This is a genomic window from Gaetbulibacter saemankumensis DSM 17032 (assembly GCF_000425645.1).
Taxonomy (GTDB): domain Bacteria; phylum Bacteroidota; class Bacteroidia; order Flavobacteriales; family Flavobacteriaceae; genus Gaetbulibacter; species Gaetbulibacter saemankumensis.
Genome location: NZ_KE384430.1, coordinates 176,159 through 196,720 on the forward strand (window position 1 = coordinate 176,159; position 20,562 = coordinate 196,720).

Consider the following 20,562-nt stretch of genomic DNA (forward strand, 5'->3'; position numbering starts at 1 on the left):
TTGTTAATTACCAAAATTATACCTCAATGTAAAACCAGACCGTACGGTAGTTTGCGGAAAGGCTGTTGAAATGGCATAATCTGAGAAGGAATAATCGAAGTAAAATATAGCCGTAAGATTCTTACTAAACGCATAATCGGCTGAATATTTCAAGCCCCAGATAGTTTGTCCAGAGGTTACCTGATTATTATCCAAATCTAAATATCTAATAATTGTTTTATTCTCACGAACCGACACATCGGCTTTCATATTTAAATCACTTACCACACGTTTCGATGGCCCCGCTAGTTTTGAACGTATTCGTAAATCCTTAATGCGATACCCTAAACCTACTACATATTCATTTCCTAAAACCTCTGTCATTAAATTATTATCGAAACTTAAAGACATCAAACGGTCCTTTTTTACTTCTGCTAATATCTTTACAGAATTCTGCATCTCGAAATCAAGGCGCACTAAAGGACTAAACATCTCGGTTAAGTTGATATTACTGTATAAGGTTTCGTTTTTATAATTCCCAGACTGGTCTTTTACTTCGTTTGGTTGATTATCGTAGGGCACAGAATAATCTGCAGCCACATAATCTAAGTTTGCCTGGAATTGATTTATAGTATACATAGAACGATACCCATGAGTAAGTGAAAAACGTTTAAATCGCTTTTTAAACCAGGCCATTTTCATGAAACCCGTATATTTTAAATCCCAGTTTGGAATTGGTGTATTTCGGAAAGCTCCTAATTTAACTTTATTAGCATCTTGCCCTGTATATGCCGCTAAAAAGGATGGTAACAATACCGCCTGACTGTTTTTACCAAAGCCTTTAGGATAGCCTTCATCATCTAAATCATTCACATCTGCACCGCGCTCTGCTGCCAATCGGCGTGCAACGGTTAATCGGTTCGATCTAAAATCATTAAAAGCACCCGACTGCACTTCATCACTCTTACTAAAGGCGGTTTTAATTAAGAGTGTTGATATATTAAAATTACCAAATGTATTTGGTGTTAACGACTGATATTCATATTCCCCTCCTATATTATTTACAATATAATTTTCTGAATAGTTTTCATAATGTGCCCGACTTCCAATTACATCGATTTTTAAATCTTGTACAGGCTCTAAATTAGCAGAGATATCCAATTGCTTGGTATGGGTTTCCGTATATTGCTGATTAAATTCCGGGAATACCGTTAGCCACCCGCGTCGCGCCGCTTCAAACCTCACATCACGCTGACTACCGAAAGTGAACCCCACGGTCGGTTTGAGTGTGCCTATAAATCCAGGGGTTTGTAAATAACCAGGTAAAAAGGTTCCGTTATTTTCAGAATAATTAACCTGAACGCGTTTTATAGCTGTTAAAACATCAATCCCGGCATTCATCCATTTGGTAGCCGACTGTTTTTTCGTTTTTGGTTTGTTGTTGTTATTGGCATTAGTGTCTGGAGGTGTTCCTGCCCCTGATCGTGAACGTGTTCTTCTAATAGGTTTTTTAACTAAGCCGATATACCTATAAAATCTATTCATATCGAAAGATGAATTAAGATTATGTGTATTGGCATTCTGAACCGTATTTCCTAAATCGTAAGTATTTCCATTTAATTCTAAAGCACCGTAAAGATCTGATCCCTTTTGCCATTGGAAATTTCCACTATACTGATAGGTTGCACTTAAAAAGTCGAATGTTGGAATCTTATTAATCGGAAGCTCATAAGTAATTCCTAAATTTTGAGATTGTCTGTTTGGATCACCGAAATCGAAAAAGCCATCCCAAACACCCAAAGTCTCATCCTGTTCGCCATTAATAATATTATCTTTAAAGTAATTTCGAACAATATTATTGTTGGCCGCTGTAAAGTTAAAACTTAAAGCATCGGTTAGATTGTAATTAATAGTATACTGAAAATCGAAGGTATAATTTCTTCGAAATAATTCTTCAATACCAATATTACCGCCTCCAAGTTCTACTTCTCTAAATTTCTGACTATTAAACTGCCTGTTTATATCGGTATTCACCGTAAAACTGGCAGGCATTAAATTCAGATTAAAATCTTTTAAAATCTTCCAATATTTATTTGTAAATAAGGAATCGTTCTTTTTAAATGGTTCAACCCTAAATGGTTCAAAATTATAAGCGTAATTCGCACCCGCGCGTACTCGTTTATCTACCGAATTTTCAATTTCAAAATCGCGATGTTCAACTTTATTGTATGAATAATTTAAGGTTAAATTTTCAACATCATAAAAATGAGGTTTGGCTTCTGAGTTTCTAACTTTCCTAACTCCAATAAAATTGATGCTTTGACGTTTGGTATAATCTTCAGATTGTTGCTTAATACGTTCACGATCCGCATTATTATCGGCGGCATCCAATCGGGAATCTAAAGTTAAATCGTTATAATACTGGTCATATTTAGGCGTAATTAACTCTTCGCTTATCCCGTAGTTGAACGGCAACTGAATTCCCCAATCTTTTGGCAACAACTGCCCAACATTCACATTGGTAACCACATCATATTGCTTAACATCCTCTAAGCTACGTTGACTAGGTCCTTGCTCGATAGCTCCAAAACCAGATGTACTCTGTCTTCCGGTGGCGCTAATATTCATGAAATCTGCTATGTTAGAATCTAAACTTACTATGGCTGCCCATCCACCTTCATTATCCATTTCCGACAAGCGAAGTTCATTAAACCAAGCTTGTGCACAGACAAGCGACTGCATTGGCGGACTTCCTGGAACCGCATTTTTTACCCCTACCATTAAGGTTCTGATGTCACCATAGTTAGGATTTCCTTTAATAGCTACACGATGTTGTGTTGGACTATGTGGTGCAAATTCATCCACCGGATTTGTATCTAACTGGCCATCGATGACATTGTAAAACGTAGGCAGTTGGTTAGTCAAGGTCATATTATCGATGCCTAAAGCCTTAATTTGTCCTAAAACATCAATTGGGAGGTTAATTTCATTTTCAACAGGCCAAAGGCCTTCACGAGTCGATGATTCTGATACTTTTAAAGGAATTTCAATTTGATAGTAGTTTTCCGTAAGGTCGTTACCCATGCGGATAAACCCAACTACCGTACTTGAGTTTGGTATACCTGCACCATCCTCTTCTAGGTGCATAAACATACGCATACGTTTAAACTGGCGCATATCTAAATTGATATTTTTATAAACACCACGCGAATCTTGAGATTCTAAATCACATACATTCAAGACCAGAGATTGTTCATTTTGTCTAACTACAGTATTATTATTAAATAACTGCTCCGGATTAATGCCTGGAGGACTTTGATAACGTCCTTCATTCTCAAGCGTTCCAACTACCCCAACAGAAAATTCGGTTTGAGTACTTTCGGGTGAAGTCGGATCATTTTTTAAAGATTGCGTATAACGACGCCATTCGCTACGTACCAACTCAAAAGTACCAAAACGAAATACGGTAGGTTCCATAAAGCCCTTTAAATACACCCTACTAAAACGAATAGATCTAAAATCGGTAATACCTCCATAACGCTTATAAGCAGGCACCGTAGGGTCGTCAAATCTATCTAAAGGCACATTAATAGGGATTCTAAACTGATACCAACGCACATCTTTGCTATCTCCATTTGGTAAAGAACGTGGTCGTTGCTTATAATCAACTAAAAATTCTTTTAAAGGATTACTGTTAGGTAAATTTTCAAAATCGGCCTTCGATTCCGGTAAATTTTGTCTGTTAACCTCAAGCGTGTATTCAAAATAACTATCAATCGTGTTCATGGTATTATCACGATTAATATCTTCTACATCGGGTTGAGTATTTGCACCACGATCGGTATTTGAAAAGGTGTCTGGCGTATTACCCTCTACCCCATTATAGCGTTTATAGCGCTCAAATATATCACCGCTCGCATTTAAGAAGTAAAGATAGTTATCGTTTGATGGATCCTCTAACGAAGCATAATTTGGATCTAAGTTATTTTGAGTAACATAATCTCTTTCGGCAGCATCATTATATCCATCATAACCAACATCCTGATTGACACGCTCTTCTCCTAAAGTATCGAATGCATAAATTAATGATTGATTCTGTGGTACAACAGTACCATAATCTGTTTTTGGCAGTAAACTTATATTACCATCTTTTGGCAAACCATTTTCATAAAGTTTACGGCCATCTTTTATAATATCCTCGGAAATATTACCCAAGTTAAACACTAGCTTTCCTCCAGGGTTATTCGGGTTTTCCTGAAACGGATCCTGTAACCAAAACTCGATATATTCAACATTCTGTTGCTCAAAATCTGTTGCTGTTAGTTGTCTAGTAATACCTGCCCAGGAATCCATAGGATTATCAATAACACCATTCGCAGCGACAGGGTCAAAGTTATACGGACCTCTTTCATCTGGGTAATATGCTAAATCTAAAGTATTTAAAACCGAGTTCTGTCCTTGAACCAAATCTCTATCCGGGAATAATTCTTTTATAAATACCCGACTTGTATACAAACCTGAAATATCATCATCTGACACATCGCTTGGCTTTTGGCCACTGTAAAAAATAGGGTCAATGTTATACCAGTTTAACATAGCTCTTTGGTAACCATTTTGAATACCATTATCATCTTCATCTGGGTTACTGGCTATATTTAATTCCAATGGTCTACTCGACAAATACCAAGATAATTGGGACTTTAAATCGATACCGTTTTGTGTTCCTTCGAAGTCATCAATATAGGAAGTGGATTCGCCATTTAAACTCGTTCCTTTTGGTGCACCTGGCAACAGATAGGCAAACTCACCACGTAGCGATACATTAGATTCTACATCTGTATCTATATTAGGAAGCTTATTTACAAGCCTTGTTAAGAATGGTACTTTGGTAGCATAATTACCGTTAAACCCAAAAATAGTATTATTAATAGGCTCGGTACCATAATTTGCCTTTTGAGTAATTGGACGCTCATTCAAATTTAAAAGGGTTCCACCCAACACAAAATTGTCATTGAACTTATGTTCAATATTTATACCGGTAAATCGTTTCGTTTGTTGCCCGAATACCGCATTGTTCTCCGTTGATACTTCGATAGGCGTATTTGATGCTTTTAGAGCTTCATCTAAAATTTGAACTCGCCCTAACTGATAGTTCACCGTATAATCAATACCTTCAACTAAAACACGCCCCCCAGCAGTTACTTTAACAGAACCTCTGGGAACATTAAAAGAACCTATTGGAATACCATCGTTTCCTGTAGATTTATAACGCCCTTTTAATTTGAATTTATTTTTTTCAGGTACTTCTAAAGCCGCTGCTTTTGTACTATTATATAGCACATCGTAAACATACTTCCTTTGATCATCATTATAAGTCGTATCATCGCCATAATCCCCACCGGCTCCTAATTTCTTAAATAAGTATTCTCCAAATGGTTCTGCACTTGTAAAAACAATTTTACCATTCTGAGGAATAACAGTCAACCCAGGCACAAAATCGAAGAAACCATCACCTCGCGCTTGGGGGTCATTATTAAAATTAAGCTTGTCTAAATTAAAAACACGAAGTAGCGGCACATTCTGAATTAAATCTTTTTCTTCTGTTGATCCTGTCACAGGGTTTCCGTTTACATCGAGTTCAAAATTAGCTCCTACTGGCGTAATATAATTTAACGGAGAAGCCTCATTGTAAAAAATATTGAATTTAAAATCATCACGACTTAAATTGTAAGCACCGGTGTCGTAGATGTTTTTCATCATTAACTTCCAAACAGGCAAACTAACACTGGTCACACTACTCTTTAATAATTTTAAAACCAGATTACTATTTACCACTGAAGTAACCTGTCCTCCCGTATTTGTTGTAACATCGGTCGCATTAACACCATCGTTTGCAAATTCACCAACTTGATAAACTTTACCGCCTAAAGTATACTGAAAGGCCACCGCTAAAACCTCATCATTATTTAATCGCTGATTTAATGAGATATATCCCAGCTGACTATTAAGAACAAATTCCTGTCCCTGAATAAGTTTTCTCGCATTTTCTAGTTTTGCATAATCGAAACCTTCATTCACGCCTGGGACCAAAATTCCAGATTGCACGGTTGCAACATCTCGAATCGCATCGTTTAATTCTGAATCTGCTCCACCTATGTTTGTCGGGTCAAAATTATTATTTTGGTTACTTGGCACGGCTCCTGGCCCCACATTAAAGAAATCTGCCGGTGGTGATTGTAACCCTATCAAATCAGATTCCCCTAAATCCTGAAAAGCTACAATATTCCTTACATTCTCAGTACGATTACTTCTATTGGTAACCCAAACCTCTAGTCTGGTAATTTGAAGTCCTTTATTGTTTATAAACGGATAATTGGCTAATGCGGCATCATAGGTATCTCTAAAATATTGGGCCAAAAAGAAGTGGCGATTCTCATCATAATCACGAATAAACAATTCAAATTCATCAAGAGTGCCACCGCCTTGGGCAATAACACGATTGGCCTCCGATTTTTGTTCGGAAAAGACACCTGTTACTGTTGTTTTACCAAATTGCAATTGTGCCTTCACCCCAAATAAACTTTGAGCACCAGTAATTAAAGAACTGTTTAAAGGCATATTTACATTACCAACCTCAATTTTCTGGATAATATCGTCTTCTGTTGGCGTGTATTCCAATTTGATTAGATTCTGGAAATCAAAAGTTGATTGCGTATCATAATTGGCATTAACCTGCAATCTCGTTCCAACCTTACCTAGTAAACTCAAACTAATACGTTGATCGAAATCGAAAGTAAAATTACTACGGTTTCTTGGTGAAAACGAAGGATTATCTTGCTTTGAAAACAATATACCCATATCCATTTCAACAGACCCTTGAGGAATTACTTCTATAGTATTTCCGCCAAAAATATTTTCAAAAAGACTGGAATTCACATAGAATTCGGGTAATAAATTTTTCTGAGCATCATCGGCACCATCCTTTTTCCCATCGAAAGCATCAATCTTTTCTTTATAATAGGCTTTTAAATTTTCTTTGGCTACCAAGGCATAATACTCCTTAGGAGTTAAAATAACAGGATAGTTTATATTAAAGTTTCCAATCTTCTCGGTGTAGATATACCTGTCTGTAAGCGCATCATAAGTATATTTAGACTCAATACTACTAGGTGGAGGTGTTTTAATATTCCCTAGACTATATCCTGTTTTTACTGTATCCTGTTCAACAGATTCTTGGGTAAAACCGAAAAACACACTTGATAAAGCGAAAAGAAAACATACAATTCGACTGTGCCTATTAAAATAAACTGTATTCGATTTTAATAAATTGAAGTTGGTTAGAATCAAAATCTATTATAAATTTTTTAAAGCTTCTTTTATTATCGTTTCTATAGATGCCTCTGGTTGAGAAGCCATAATTTTTTCAACGACTCGTTCTGCAGCTTTCCGCGCAAATCCGAGAACCTCTAAAGCAGATAACGCTTCATCTTTATTGGTATTGTCTTTGGAAACAGAAACTTCATCGACATCGTAAATTTTTAAGACTTTATCTTTTAAATCGATAATAACCCGCTGCGCCGTTTTTGCTCCTATACCTTTAATAGATTGAATTAAAGCAACATCGTTCCCTGCAATACCTTCTACGACTTGTTTGGGAGTTAAAGACGACAACATCGTTCGTGCGATACTCGACCCAATACCACTAACAGATATGAGTAATCTAAACACTTCACGCTCCATAGCTGATGAAAAGCCATAGAGCGTATGTGAATCTTCTTTTACCTGTAGGTGGGTATATAATTTTAAGTGTTCTAAATCTGGAATTTGAGAATATGTATGTAATGAAATATTTATTAAATATCCCACCCCATTACATTCAATAACCACATCGGTTGGATTTTTTTCAACAAGTTTGCCTTGTATATGTGTTATCATTTATAGCAATTGGTTAATAATCAAATGTAATAAATTTATTTTCAATAAGATTACTTAGCATTTTTCCTTTCTAATTCCTGCTTTTCCTTTTGCTGCGCATCGATAACCGCAATTGCTGTCATATTAACTATCTCGTCGACACTTGCTCCCAACTGTAATATATGTACTGGTTTACGTAACCCCATCATGATTGGCCCAATTGAATCTGCTTCATTTAGCTCTTTTAAAAGCTTATAAGTAATGTTTGCGGATTCTAAACTTGGAAAAATTAAAGTATTTACTTTTTTACCAACTAATTTTGAAAAAGGAAAGGTCTCTTTTAACATATCCGGATTCAATGCAAAATCAGTTTGTAATTCACCATCAACAACTAAATCTGGATTATAACGATGTAAATAACTAACCGCATCGCGTACTTTGGTTGCCTTAATATGATCGGATGAACCAAAGTTTGAATACGACGTCATAGCTATAACTGGTGTCATACCAAACATTTTCACTACTTGAGATGTCATTTGAGCTATCTTAACTAACTCTTTTGTTCCCGGTTCAATATTTATTGAAGTATCACTTAAGAAAAGTGGACCTCGCTTCGTCATCATTACGTTAGTGGTGGCAATACGTTGTGCTCCTTTCGCCATCCCAACTAGCTCTAACATAGGCTTTACAACAGATGGATAGTTGCGAGAATACCCCGTAATAACGGCATCGGCATCTCCTTCATTTACCATCATGGCCGCATAATAATTACGCTCGCGCATTAAACGCTGCGCTGCATAATAGGTAACACCACGGCGTTTACGTTGTTCCCAATATACTTTGGCATATCTATTTTTGTTTTCGTTTTCCTCTTCGGTTTTAGGATCGATTATTAAAACATCTGCATCAAACTCTATTTCAGACATTAATTCCTTGATGGTTTCCGCTCTACCTAATAAAATAGGAATAGCAACACCCTCTTCAAAAACTATCTGAGCTGCTTTTAATACATCTAACTGATCGGCCTCTGCAAATACTACGCGTTTAGGAGCCAGTTTCGCTCTATTCATTAGTAATCGCACTAACTTATTATCGGAACCTAGGCGTTCCCTTAACGTTTCTTTATAGGCTTCCCAATCTGTAATCGGAGATTTAGCAACACCACTTTCCATAGCCGCTTTCGCCACTGCTGGTGGTACTTCAGCAATTAAACGTGGATCAAAAGGCTTTGGTATAATATACTCCCTACCGAAGGTAAGTTTTGTTTCTCCATAAGCTATATTTACCTGCTCAGGCACCGGTTCTTTAGCAAGTCGAGCTAAAGCTTTAACGGCGGCCATTTTCATAGCTTCATTAATTTTTGTGGCACGCACATCTAGAGCGCCTCTAAAGATAAATGGGAAACCAAGCACGTTGTTCACTTGATTAGGGTGATCACTACGCCCTGTAGCCATTATAACATCCTTTCGGGTTTTTATTGCTAAATCGTATTTAATCTCTGGATCTGGATTTGCCATTGCAAAAACAATTGGGTTATCAGCCATGGTTAACAACATCTCTGGTGCTAATACATTAGCCATAGATAAACCAATAAACACATCAGAATCTACCATTGCTTCTTCCAAAGTATCAATCTTTCTGTGTGTTGCAAATTCAGCTTTTTCAGAAGATAAATTTTCTCTATCATCCCTGATAACGCCTTTACTATCCAGCATTACCATATTCTCACGTCTCGCACCAAAGGCTTGATATAGTCTAGAACATGAAATCGCTGCAGCCCCAGCGCCACTAATCACAATTTTAACCTCTTCAATTTTCTTTTCTATAAGCTCTAAAGCATTAATTAATGCCGCTGCTGATATAATCGCCGTACCATGTTGGTCGTCATGCATCACAGGAATATCCAATTCTTCCTTTAAACGTCGTTCAATCTCAAAAGCTCCTGGTGCTTTAATATCTTCTAAATTAATACCACCAAATGTAGGGGCAATATTCTTTACAGTTTCGATAAACGCATCAACGTCCTCCGTATCTACTTCAATATCGAATACATCGATATCAGCAAATATTTTAAACAACAAACCTTTACCTTCCATAACCGGCTTTGATGCTTCAGGACCAATATTACCCAATCCTAAAACAGCTGTACCATTAGAAATTACAGCCACTAAATTACCTTTGGCCGTATATTTATAAGCATTATTTTTATCTTTTTCAATTTCTAGACAAGGTTCTGCTACTCCTGGAGAATAAGCCAAAGACAAATCTCTTTGCGTGGCATATTTCTTGGTTGGTACTACTTTTATTTTTCCTGGAGTTGGTTTGGCGTGATATATTAGGGCCTCTCTGCGTTTACTTTCTTCGCTCATAAATTAATGAATTATGTACTAAGACAAATATAGTAATCATATGTTAGCTACACCCTTAATCACGTAAGTTTTTAATGGTACTTTTTTAGCAAAAAATCGTATGATATTAATGCCGATTGTAAGCTCGGTTTAATTTATGGGCTCTATAATTGAATAGAATTTTTAAAATAACTTAGAACCTTTTGCTTATAAGTTCGTGAAATGGGCAAGTTCCAATTTGCATTAACAATAACTTCATTCCCGTTTAAAGTAGAATGCATAGGACTAACCAAAAATGAGCGATGAATACGAATAAAATCGCCGAGACGTATCTCCCACTCCGATATTCTGACGTTGTTTTTAAATTCGCTTCCGTCAATAAGCACAGCTATAGTAAATTCGGCTCTACTTTCTATATACGCCAAGTTACTGATATTAATTGTTGTTTTTTTTCTATCACTATAAATAGTAATAGTTTCTTGCTCTTTCGGTTTTGACTTATTGAATAGAATATACTCTAACAACACGAAGAACCCCATTATTAACCAAATAAATACCGGACTAATTAAAACCTTGTCTAACAAATCCCCTTTAAGTTCCAAAAAATACCAATAGGCAACAGCTATTGCCACATACCCCCAATACAAAGACAACATGGCGATAAAAAAAAACCGAATCCATTTTTTTATACCTTTAAAAAGATTGGCCTTTTCTATCCCAAATTTCACAATTAAAGCTGCCGGTAAGAAAAACAACGCAATCAACCAGGCATTCCAAAAATTAGGAATAGAATTTTTTAGCAACATAGCTATTAAAACAGAGGCTACTAACCAATACCCTGTTTTAAAAAAAGGATGATTTTTCATATCCTAAAATTATAATAATTCTGTTTTATTTGCTTCCGGATCTGATAACGTTTTACTTTAGAACGGGATTTTACAGCTCTGGACTGGTTTATAACATCATTCAAAATCATGATTTTTAGATACTTTTAAAGTAAACCTTAAAACAAAAATTATGTTGAATTTATTTTATGAAGGAGGTACATTATTTATGACCATCCTGACCTTTTTACTACTAGCCGTTATTATTTGTTTTGTGAAATATCCGAATTGGACTAAAGACATGGGTATTATGACCCTTTCGTTTGGTATTCTAGGACAAATTATTGGTCTTTACAGTGCTTTTAAAGGTATTGAACAAATGGGACAAGTAAGCCAAGCTATGATGGCGGGAGGATTAAAAGTTAGTTCTATTACCACCATTTACGGATTGCTTATTTATATACTTTCCATCATTTTAAGCCTTATAAATAAGTATAAATTAAGCTAAAAAGAATGCCCGACAAGGGCTTCTTTTATTACTTTAAAAAATTAATATTTCGCTGCAAACCTGAATATTTGGTTCGTTTTACTGGCGATTTTTTAAATACTTTTTTGAATGTTTCCTCTGTAATTTCTTCCCAATCCTTTTTCGTCATAGACAATAACTCCGGATGAGGATTAAATAAAGGTTCACTATGTGCCTTTGAAAACCTATTCCATGGGCACACATCCTGACACACATCACAACCAAACATCCAATCATCAAATTTCCCTTTAAATTCTGAAGGAATATTGTCTTTAAGTTCGATGGTAAAATACGATATACACTTGCCGCCATCCACAACATGCGGCTCAGTAATTGCTTGTGTTGGGCAGGCATCTATGCAAGCCGTACATGTACCACAATGATCTGTTGTAGCTTGATCATATTCTAGTTCCAAATCGACAATAAGTTCGGAAATAAAATAAAAAGACCCCACTTGTCGTGTTAGCAAATTACTATGCTTACCAATCCAACCTAATCCACTTTTTGCTGCCCATGCCTTATCTAAGACTGGAGCTGAATCGACAAAAGCTCGACCTTCTACTTCCCCTATTTCTTCTTGAATAAAATGCAATAATGCCTTTAACTTGTCTTTAATTACAAAATGATAATCGGTGCCAAAGGCATATTTTGAAAGTTTATAAGAGCCTTCTATCTGCGTTTCTTTTGGGTAATAATTTAACAAAAGAGAAATAACACTTTTTGAACCTTCTACCAATTTTGTGGGATCTAATCGCTTATCAAAATGGTTTTCCATATAATGCATCTCACCATGCATTCCCTTTTTTAACCACTTTTCCAATCTTGGAGCCTCAGCTTCTAAAAATCCTGCCTGACTCATGCCACAAGACAAAAAACCGAGGCGTTTGGCTTCGGTTTTGATAAGTTGCGTGTAATGCGATTTTAAGTTCATGGTTGAAACTCTATATAAAAATATTGTCGTGACTAGAATAAACCACCTTGAACGGAACCTTTAATTCTTCCCAAATGTTTATAGGCTAACTCTGTAACCTCTCGACCTCGCGGGGTTCGCATGATAAACCCCTGTTGAATTAAAAAAGGCTCATAAACCTCCTCTATAGTTTCAGCACTTTCACTTACGGCAGTAGCAAGTGTGGTAATTCCAACAGGTCCTCCTTTAAACTTATCTATAATGGTAGTAAGGATCTTATTATCCATTTCATCTAATCCATGGGCATCTACATTTAATGCTTTCAACGCAAACTTAGCAATACCTATATCGATAATTCCAGTACCTTTAATTTGAGCAAAATCACGAACACGACGCAATAAAGCATTCGCAATCCGCGGGGTTCCACGACTACGTCCGGCAATTTCTATAGCTGCTTCCATAGAAATGGGCACATCGAGAATTGAGGCACTACGTTCTACAATAGTTGACAATAATTCAGTATTGTAATACTGTAGTCGGCTTTGAATACCAAAACGGGCACGCATAGGAGATGTTAATAATCCCGATCGCGTCGTAGCACCAACTAAAGTAAACGGATTCAGATTAATCTGAACCGTTCGAGCATTAGGCCCAGATTCAATCATGATATCGATTTTATAGTCCTCCATAGCCGAATACAAATACTCCTCTACAATAGGACTTAAACGATGAATTTCATCTATAAATAAGACATCACGCTCGTCGAGATTAGTAAGCAATCCTGCCAAGTCGCCTGGCTTATCTAAAACAGGTCCCGAGGTAACTTTTATTCCAACATTAAGCTCGTTGGCTAAGATATGTGCCAAGGTAGTTTTTCCTAGTCCTGGAGGCCCATGAAATAAAGTATGATCTAAAGCTTCACTACGTAAATTAGCTGCCTGAACAAATATTTGAAGATTTTCCAACACCTGATCCTGACCAGTAAAATCATCAAAAGCTAAGGGTCTTAACTTCTTTTCTACATCAATTTCTTCAGGTGAAAAATTATCGTTTGTTGGATCTAGGTTCTCGTTCATAAGCCTTAAAAACACCTTTTAATGAATAATCATAATAATACCATAAAGGCATATTACAAAAGCAAATATAAAGAAAAAGCCTTTCTAATGTATAGAAAGGCTTTAATGTATTTTACATCTAACTAAGTCCTAATGTTGAAGTTCTTCTTCACCATCTTTCAATGGAACTGTTTGAGGAACGAAATCAACATCGTGACCCGGTTTACTGTAATCGTAAGCCCAACGGTGCACATGAGGAATTTCTCCTGGCCAGTTACCATGAATGTGCTCTACTGGAGTTGTCCACTCTAGAGTAGTCGATTTCCAAGGATTTTGTTCTGCCTTCTTACCATAGAAAATACTAATAAAGAAGTTATATAAATATATAATTTGAACGGCACCACCAATTAAGGCGAACACTGTAATAACTACATTTACATTTGCTAAATCATCAAATAATGGGAAGTTACTGTTCGTATAATAACGACGCGGTAAACCGGCCATTCCGATAAAGTGCATTGGGAAGAATACCCCGTAGGCACAGATAGCGGTAATCCAAAAGTGAATATATCCTAAATTCTTATTTAACATACGTCCGAACATTTTTGGATACCAGTGGTAAATACCAGCAAACATCCCATAAAGTGCAGAAATACCCATTACTAAGTGGAAGTGAGCCACTACGAAGTATGTATCGTGAACGTTAATATCTAGAGCCGAATCACCAAGAATAATACCTGTTAAACCACCTGTTATAAACGTTGATACAAAACCGATTGAAAATAACATGGCTGGGTTCATCTGTAAATTACCTTTCCATAAGGTGGTAATCCAGTTAAACGCTTTTACCGCCGATGGAATAGCAATTAATAAGGTTGTAAATGTAAACACCGACCCTAAGAATGGATTCATTCCCGAAATAAACATATGATGTCCCCATACAATCGTAGATAGGAAGGCAATTGCTAAAATGGAAGCAATCATCGCTCTATAACCAAAAATTGGTTTTCTCGAGTTTGCAGCCATAATCTCTGAAACAAGTCCCATTGCAGGTAAAATAACGATATATACTTCAGGGTGTCCTAAGAACCAGAATAAGTGCTCGAATAATACAGGCGAACCACCTTGATAGTGTAATACTTCACCTTGAATAAAAATATCTGATAAGAAGAATGACGTTCCAAAACTTCTATCCATGATTAACAATAATGCGGCAGATAATAACACCGGGAAAGAAATCACACCAATTACAGCCGTAATGAAAAATGCCCAGATTGTTAAAGGTAATCTTGTCATGGTCATACCTTTTGTACGTAAGTTAAGTACCGTAACAATATAGTTTAATGACCCTAATAATGATGAAGCGATGAATATAGCCATAGACACTAACCAAAGTGTCATTCCCATACCTGAACCACCTTGAGCCATTGGCAATGCACTTAATGGAGGATAAATTGTCCAACCAGCAGCAGCAGGTCCAGCTTCAACAAATAAAGATAATACCATTACAACGCTCGATAAGAAGAACAACCAGTAGGATACCATGTTTAAGAAACCAGATGCCATATCACGTGCTCCAATTTGCAACGGAATTAATAAGTTACTAAAGGTACCACTTAAACCAGCCGTTAGTACGAAGAATACCATGATAGTACCGTGAATTGTTACTAAGGCTAAATAAATATCGGCATCCATGACACCTTCTGGTGCCCATTTTCCTAATAAGGCTTCAAAAATCACATTAGGCTCTTCTGGCCAAGCAATTTGCATACGGAACATCAATGACATGATAATCCCGATAACACCCATAATGGTACCTGTAATAAGATATTGCTTTGCAATCATCTTATGATCTTGACTAAATATATATTTAGTTACAAAGGTTTCCTTATGATGATGTCCGTGGTCGTCGTGAGCGTGAGTATCTGCGTGTGCTGACATAATCTTATATCGTATTTACTTTTTGTTAATTAGTTTGATAGAGAGTTCTTAAATTCTTTTTGTTCTTTAATCCAAGAATCATATTCTTCTTGAGATTCTACAACAATCTTCATTTGCATATTGTAATGAGATTTACCACATATTTTGTTACATAATAATAGGTAATCAAACTCATAACGATCTAAAGCATCTTCACCTTTAGCTACTAAGGCTTCACTTTTTTCAACTCTAATTCTATTGATATTAGCTACCTTATCTTGAATTTCCTGTGTTTGTCTCATTTCGGCAGTCGTTACTGTTGGCGTAAATCCAAACTGAGTAATCATACCTGGAACACAGTTCATTTGTGCTCTAAAGTGAGGCATATAAGCCGAGTGCAAAACGTCTTGCGAACGCATCTTAAATAATACAGGACGTCCTACAGGTAAATGTAATTCTGTTGTAATAATATCATCTTGAGCATTAGGATCAGCCTCATCTAACCCTAATATATTAGCTCTATCAATATCAATTAAGCGAACATTTGCTTTACCTAAGGTATTATCAGCACCAGCGTATCTCGCTTTCCAGTTAAATTGCTGTGCATATAATTCTACTACTAACGGATCTTCAGTTTCATCTACACCCATGATATTAATCCAAGTGTTTAATCCGTATATAATTAAACCTGCTAAAACAATTACCGGGATGATTGTCCAAACTGCTTCCAACTTGTTGTTATCGGCAAAGAATAAAGCCTTTTTACCTTTTTCACCTTTATATTTAAAAGCAAAATAGTGTAATAAAAACTGAGTAATAGTTTGAACAAAGAATATAATTACTAAAGAAGTAATCATTAAATTATCCGTAGTCGACCCGTGTTCTGAAGCCGCATTAGATAAAAGAGGTAAATCACCCCATTTTACAATAGATACTATGGTAATGATATATATGAACGCTAAGAAGCCCATCATAATATATCCATTAATTGTATTATCCTTGTCCGTGGCAACTTGTGTATTTTCTGTTCTGGCCTGTGCCAAATCGAAAATCTTTACCATTTGCCAAATGGCAACTAAAATAAATACTAAAACTATAATTGTTAATAAAGCAGTCATTGTTATCGTTCGTCTTTATTTATATCTTAATTAATAATGAAATTGTTCACTCTCCTTAATCAACGGATATCCTTTTACTAGTAATGGTGCTTTCGTTAAAGCAGTAAATACTACGAATATGAATAATCCTGCGAAAAGTAAAATAGAACCAATTTCAGGAATTCCTATAAACCATCTGTCTCCTACAGTTGCCGGCATAATCATGTTGAAAATATCAACATAGTGACCAAATAAAATAACTAAACCAGTCATTACAACAAACCAAGGAATACGTTTGTAATCAGCATTCATCAACATTAAAATTGGGAACACAAAGTTTAATACTACCATACCTAAGAACGGTAATTTGTAATCGTTAAAACGAGATACAAAATATGTTACCTCTTCAGGAATATTAGAGTACCAAATTAACATGAATTGAGAGAACCATAAGTAGGTCCAGAATATACTCATTGCGAACATAAACTTAGCTACATCATGTAAATGATTTTCGTTTACGAATTCTAAATAGTTTCTAGATTTTAAGTAAATAGTAATTAAAGCAATTACAGTAATACCACTTACAAACATACTTGCAAATACGTACCATCCAAATAATGTAGAGAACCAGTGAGGATCAACACTCATAATCCAGTCCCAAGACATCATTGATTCTGTGTAAATGAAGAATACCAAGAAACCAGCCGCAATACGGAATGATTTTTTAAAGTTACTAGTATCCTCAGCTGTATCTTGTGCAATTGAAAATTTACGAGCAAAATGACGGTATAAACTCCATCCTGCTATAAATACTAAACCTCTAATAGTAAAGCCTGTTATGCTTAACCATCCTGATTTTCCCTGAATTAATTTATCGTGAGCTACAACATCCGGATCCATCCATACAAATAAATTGTAGTGTCCTATGGTTCCTGAAGCAACTGCAATTAAAAGCACGATTAAAGCACCTGGTAAGACATAAGCTGTAATGGCTTCCATAACTCTAAATAATACTGGCGACCATCCTGCTTGAGAAGCAATTTGAATAGCGTAAAATGCTAATACACCTAAACCAATCATCATAAAGAAGAAAGCTGCTACATACAATGCAGACCAAGGTCTGTTAGCTATTTGATGTTGTACATGCTCTACATGTTTTTTATGGTCGTTAACTTCTCCATGCGCCTCTTCACCGTGAGTATCATGAGTATTAGCAACTTCATGTGTTGCTTCTTCTGCATGACCTCCACCATGGTGCGCCTCTTCTGCAAGTAAGGTTTCAACCTCTTCAAAAGATTTATGAGATGTCATAAAACCATATCCAACACCTAACACTCCTAAAACCATTAGAATGATAGAAAATGTCTTTAATTTATTTGAAAATGTGTACATATCTATATAATCTTATCTTCTTACTTTTCTAAATCTGCCTTTAATTTCAATACGTATGAAACTACTTGCCAGCGTTCTTCTTCGTTTAATTGGTTCGCATAAGAACCCATCGCATTTTTACCGTAGTAAATTGTGTGGTAAATACTTCCTTCATTAATTGCTCTACCAGCATCATCATAACTAGGAATACCTAATATTTTTTCACGCTTCACTAAGTTACCTTGTCCGTCACCTTTATTACCATGACAAATTCCACAGTAAATATCATACAACTCTTTACCTCTTTCCAAATCTACCTGAGTAGAATCTAAAGGACTGCTTAAAGTTTCTTTTGCCAATAGGTAACCTTCTGTTGAGTTTTCAATATCAAAAGGAACATATCCTCTCGCTACAGTACCTTCTGCCGGTAATTGTGCTTCTACTCCATTTTTAAAAGCCGCTTCCCCATAAGTTTCATACCCTGCAGACTCGTACATGTTTGGCATAAATTGGTAGTTTGGTGCCGTATCCTTTTTACACGATACAGCTACTAAAACGACTGCTATTGCTAATATTTTAATTAAGCTCTTCATCTCTTATTAATGCGCTTTATCAATTAAATTAATCTCAACTGCTCCAGTTTCTTTTAGTAAACTTTCCAGTTCTTCTTGATTACCATTTACAGGGATCTCCATTAAGAAATGATCGTCTGTAGTTCTTGGATCTGGATTTTCTGCATTTTTGAAAGGCCACATTCTACTACGTAAGTAAAAGGTAATTACCATTAAATGCGCCGCGAAAAATACCGTAAGCTCGAACATAATTGGAACGAAAGCCGGCATATTTTCTATGTAACTGAAACTTGGTTTACCACCAATGTTTTGTGGCCAGTCTTCAATCATGATAAAATTCATCATGATAATAGCGACTGTTAACCCTACTAGACCATATAAGAACGCTGTAATAGCAATTCTTGTAGGTGCTAACCCCATAGCACGGTCAAGTCCATGAACAGGAAATGGTGTATATATCTCTTCAATCTGATGTTTTGCTGCCTTAACTTTTTTAACCGCCGACATTAATACGTCATCATCCGTATAAATAGCGTGAAGTACTTTAGATGCTGCTTCCATTGTCTAAGCTTCGTTTTTTGAGTTGTTAACATTATCTCCTGAAGTTCTTGCATCTGCACCAGTTCCTACTAAACTTTGTCCAGCTTCTCTTAAGTTTTTATACTTTTCTCCTGAAGATTTTAAGATCGTTTTAACCTCTGCCTGTGCAATTACAGGGAATGTTCTCGAGTATAATAAGAACAATACAAAGAAGAATCCTATTGTTCCAATAAATATTCCTATATCTACAAATGTAGGCGAGAACATAGTCCAAGATGATGGTAAGTAATCTCTGTGTAACGATGTAACAATAATTACGAAACGCTCAAACCACATACCTACGTTTACAACAATCGAGATAAAGAATGAGAACATGATACTTGTTCTTAGTTTCTTGAACCACATAAACTGCGGAGAGAATACGTTACAAGACATCATCATCCAATATGCCCATGCATAAGGACCTGTTGCTCTGTTTAAGAATGCATACTGCTCATATTCTACACCAGAATACCATGCAATGAATAACTCAGTAATATATGCCACCCCTACAATAGAACCTGTAATCATGATTACCAAGTTCATTAATTCGATGTGTTGAACTGTAATATAGTCCTCAAGGTTACACACTTTTCTCATAATGATAAGTAAAGTGTTTACCATGGCAAATCCCGAGAATACCGCTCCAGCAACGAAGTATGGAGGAAATATTGTAGTGTGCCATCCTGGTATAACAGATGTTGCGAAATCGAATGATACAATGGTATGTACCGAAAGTACTAATGGCGTAGCTAAACCTGCTAACACTAATGATACTTCTTCAAAACGTTGCCAGTCTTTAGCTCTACCAGACCATCCGAAACTTAATAAAGCATAAATTTTCTTTTGGAAAGGTTTAATAGCTCTATCTCTTAACATAGCGAAGTCAGGTAATAAACCAGTCCACCAGAAAACCAATGATACCGATAAATACGTAGAAATCGCAAATACGTCCCAAAGTAATGGTGAGTTAAAGTTAACCCATAATGATCCAAATTGATTTGGAATAGGTAATACCCAGTATCCTAACCATGGACGACCCATGTGAATAATTGGGAATAAACCTGCTTGAACAACCGAGAAGATTGTCATTGCTTCTGCAGAACGGTTAATTGCCATTCTCCATTTTTGACGGAATAATAAAAGTACCGCAGAAATAAGTGTACCTGCGTGACCTATACCAACCCACCAAACGAAGTTAGTAATATCCCAGGCCCAACCAACGGTTTTATTTAAACCCCAAGTTCCAATACCTGTAGATATGGTATAAATAATACAGCCAAGTCCCCAAAGAAAGGCTACAAGTGAAATACCAAAAACAATCCACCATTGCTTATTTGCTTTTCCTTCTACAGGTTTTGCCACATCCACAGTAACGTCGTGGTATGATTTCTCACCTGTAACTAAGGGTCTTCTAATAGGTGCTTCGTAATGAGACGCCATAATTATATAATTGATTCTTTAATT

Annotated in this window: 13 protein-coding genes; 1 reads left to right on the plus strand and 12 read right to left on the minus strand. The window is 36.1% G+C overall.

Annotated elements, in window-relative coordinates; all coding sequences use genetic code 11:
* Nucleotides 1–3: 3 nt before the first annotated feature.
* From sov to H611_RS0107515, 4 genes are all read right to left on the minus strand, one after another.
* Complete coding sequence (gene sov, locus H611_RS0107500; protein ID WP_394330427.1) at nucleotides 4–7,326, minus strand: T9SS outer membrane translocon Sov/SprA; 7,323 nt, start codon at nucleotides 7,324–7,326, stop codon at nucleotides 4–6.
* A gap of 6 nt (nucleotides 7,327–7,332) precedes the next feature.
* Nucleotides 7,333–7,914: a Holliday junction branch migration protein RuvA gene (gene ruvA / locus H611_RS0107505; RefSeq protein WP_027137777.1), complete on the minus strand. Its 582-nt coding sequence runs from the start codon at nucleotides 7,912–7,914 to the stop codon at nucleotides 7,333–7,335.
* A 50-nt stretch (nucleotides 7,915–7,964) separates the two neighbouring features.
* Complete coding sequence (locus tag H611_RS0107510) at nucleotides 7,965–10,262, minus strand: NADP-dependent malic enzyme (RefSeq protein ID WP_027137778.1); 2,298 nt, start codon at nucleotides 10,260–10,262, stop codon at nucleotides 7,965–7,967.
* A 143-nt stretch (nucleotides 10,263–10,405) separates the two neighbouring features.
* Nucleotides 10,406–11,107, minus strand: coding sequence for a LytTR family DNA-binding domain-containing protein (locus H611_RS0107515; protein ID WP_027137779.1), 702 nt, complete (start codon nucleotides 11,105–11,107; stop codon nucleotides 10,406–10,408).
* 151 nt (nucleotides 11,108–11,258) lie between these two features.
* Between H611_RS0107515 and H611_RS0107520 the strand changes: the two genes are divergently transcribed.
* Complete coding sequence (locus tag H611_RS0107520; protein WP_027137780.1) at nucleotides 11,259–11,573, plus strand: MotA/TolQ/ExbB proton channel family protein; 315 nt, start codon at nucleotides 11,259–11,261, stop codon at nucleotides 11,571–11,573.
* 28 nt (nucleotides 11,574–11,601) lie between these two features.
* Here H611_RS0107520 and queG read toward each other — a convergent pair whose 3' ends face one another.
* From queG to nrfD, 8 genes are all read right to left on the minus strand, one after another.
* Nucleotides 11,602–12,522, minus strand: a complete 921-nt coding sequence (queG, locus tag H611_RS0107525; protein WP_027137781.1) for a tRNA epoxyqueuosine(34) reductase QueG — start codon at nucleotides 12,520–12,522, stop codon at nucleotides 11,602–11,604.
* A gap of 32 nt (nucleotides 12,523–12,554) precedes the next feature.
* Nucleotides 12,555–13,577 (minus strand): Holliday junction branch migration DNA helicase RuvB, encoded by a 1,023-nt coding sequence (ruvB, locus tag H611_RS0107530; RefSeq protein WP_027137782.1) that lies wholly within the window; start codon nucleotides 13,575–13,577, stop codon nucleotides 12,555–12,557.
* Nucleotides 13,578–13,706: 129 nt separating this feature from the next.
* The gene (locus H611_RS0107535; RefSeq protein WP_027137783.1) at nucleotides 13,707–15,497 is read right to left on the minus strand and encodes a cytochrome c oxidase subunit I; all 1,791 of its coding nucleotides are present in this window, start codon (nucleotides 15,495–15,497) and stop codon (nucleotides 13,707–13,709) included.
* Nucleotides 15,498–15,526: 29 nt separating this feature from the next.
* Nucleotides 15,527–16,594: a cytochrome c oxidase subunit II gene (locus tag H611_RS0107540; protein ID WP_027137784.1), complete on the minus strand. Its 1,068-nt coding sequence runs from the start codon at nucleotides 16,592–16,594 to the stop codon at nucleotides 15,527–15,529.
* 30 nt (nucleotides 16,595–16,624) lie between these two features.
* On the minus strand, nucleotides 16,625–17,965 hold the full coding sequence (locus tag H611_RS0107545) for a hypothetical protein (protein WP_027137785.1): 1,341 nt from the start codon (nucleotides 17,963–17,965) through the stop codon (nucleotides 16,625–16,627).
* A 20-nt stretch (nucleotides 17,966–17,985) separates the two neighbouring features.
* The gene (locus H611_RS0107550; RefSeq protein WP_027137786.1) at nucleotides 17,986–18,537 is read right to left on the minus strand and encodes a c-type cytochrome; all 552 of its coding nucleotides are present in this window, start codon (nucleotides 18,535–18,537) and stop codon (nucleotides 17,986–17,988) included.
* A 6-nt stretch (nucleotides 18,538–18,543) separates the two neighbouring features.
* Nucleotides 18,544–19,077, minus strand: a complete 534-nt coding sequence (locus H611_RS0107555) for a DUF3341 domain-containing protein (RefSeq protein ID WP_027137787.1) — start codon at nucleotides 19,075–19,077, stop codon at nucleotides 18,544–18,546.
* 3 nt (nucleotides 19,078–19,080) lie between these two features.
* Entirely contained in the window at nucleotides 19,081–20,538 is a 1,458-nt protein-coding gene (gene nrfD, locus H611_RS0107560) for an NrfD/PsrC family molybdoenzyme membrane anchor subunit (protein WP_027137788.1), read from the minus strand.
* Between the last annotated feature and the right edge of the window lie 24 nt (nucleotides 20,539–20,562).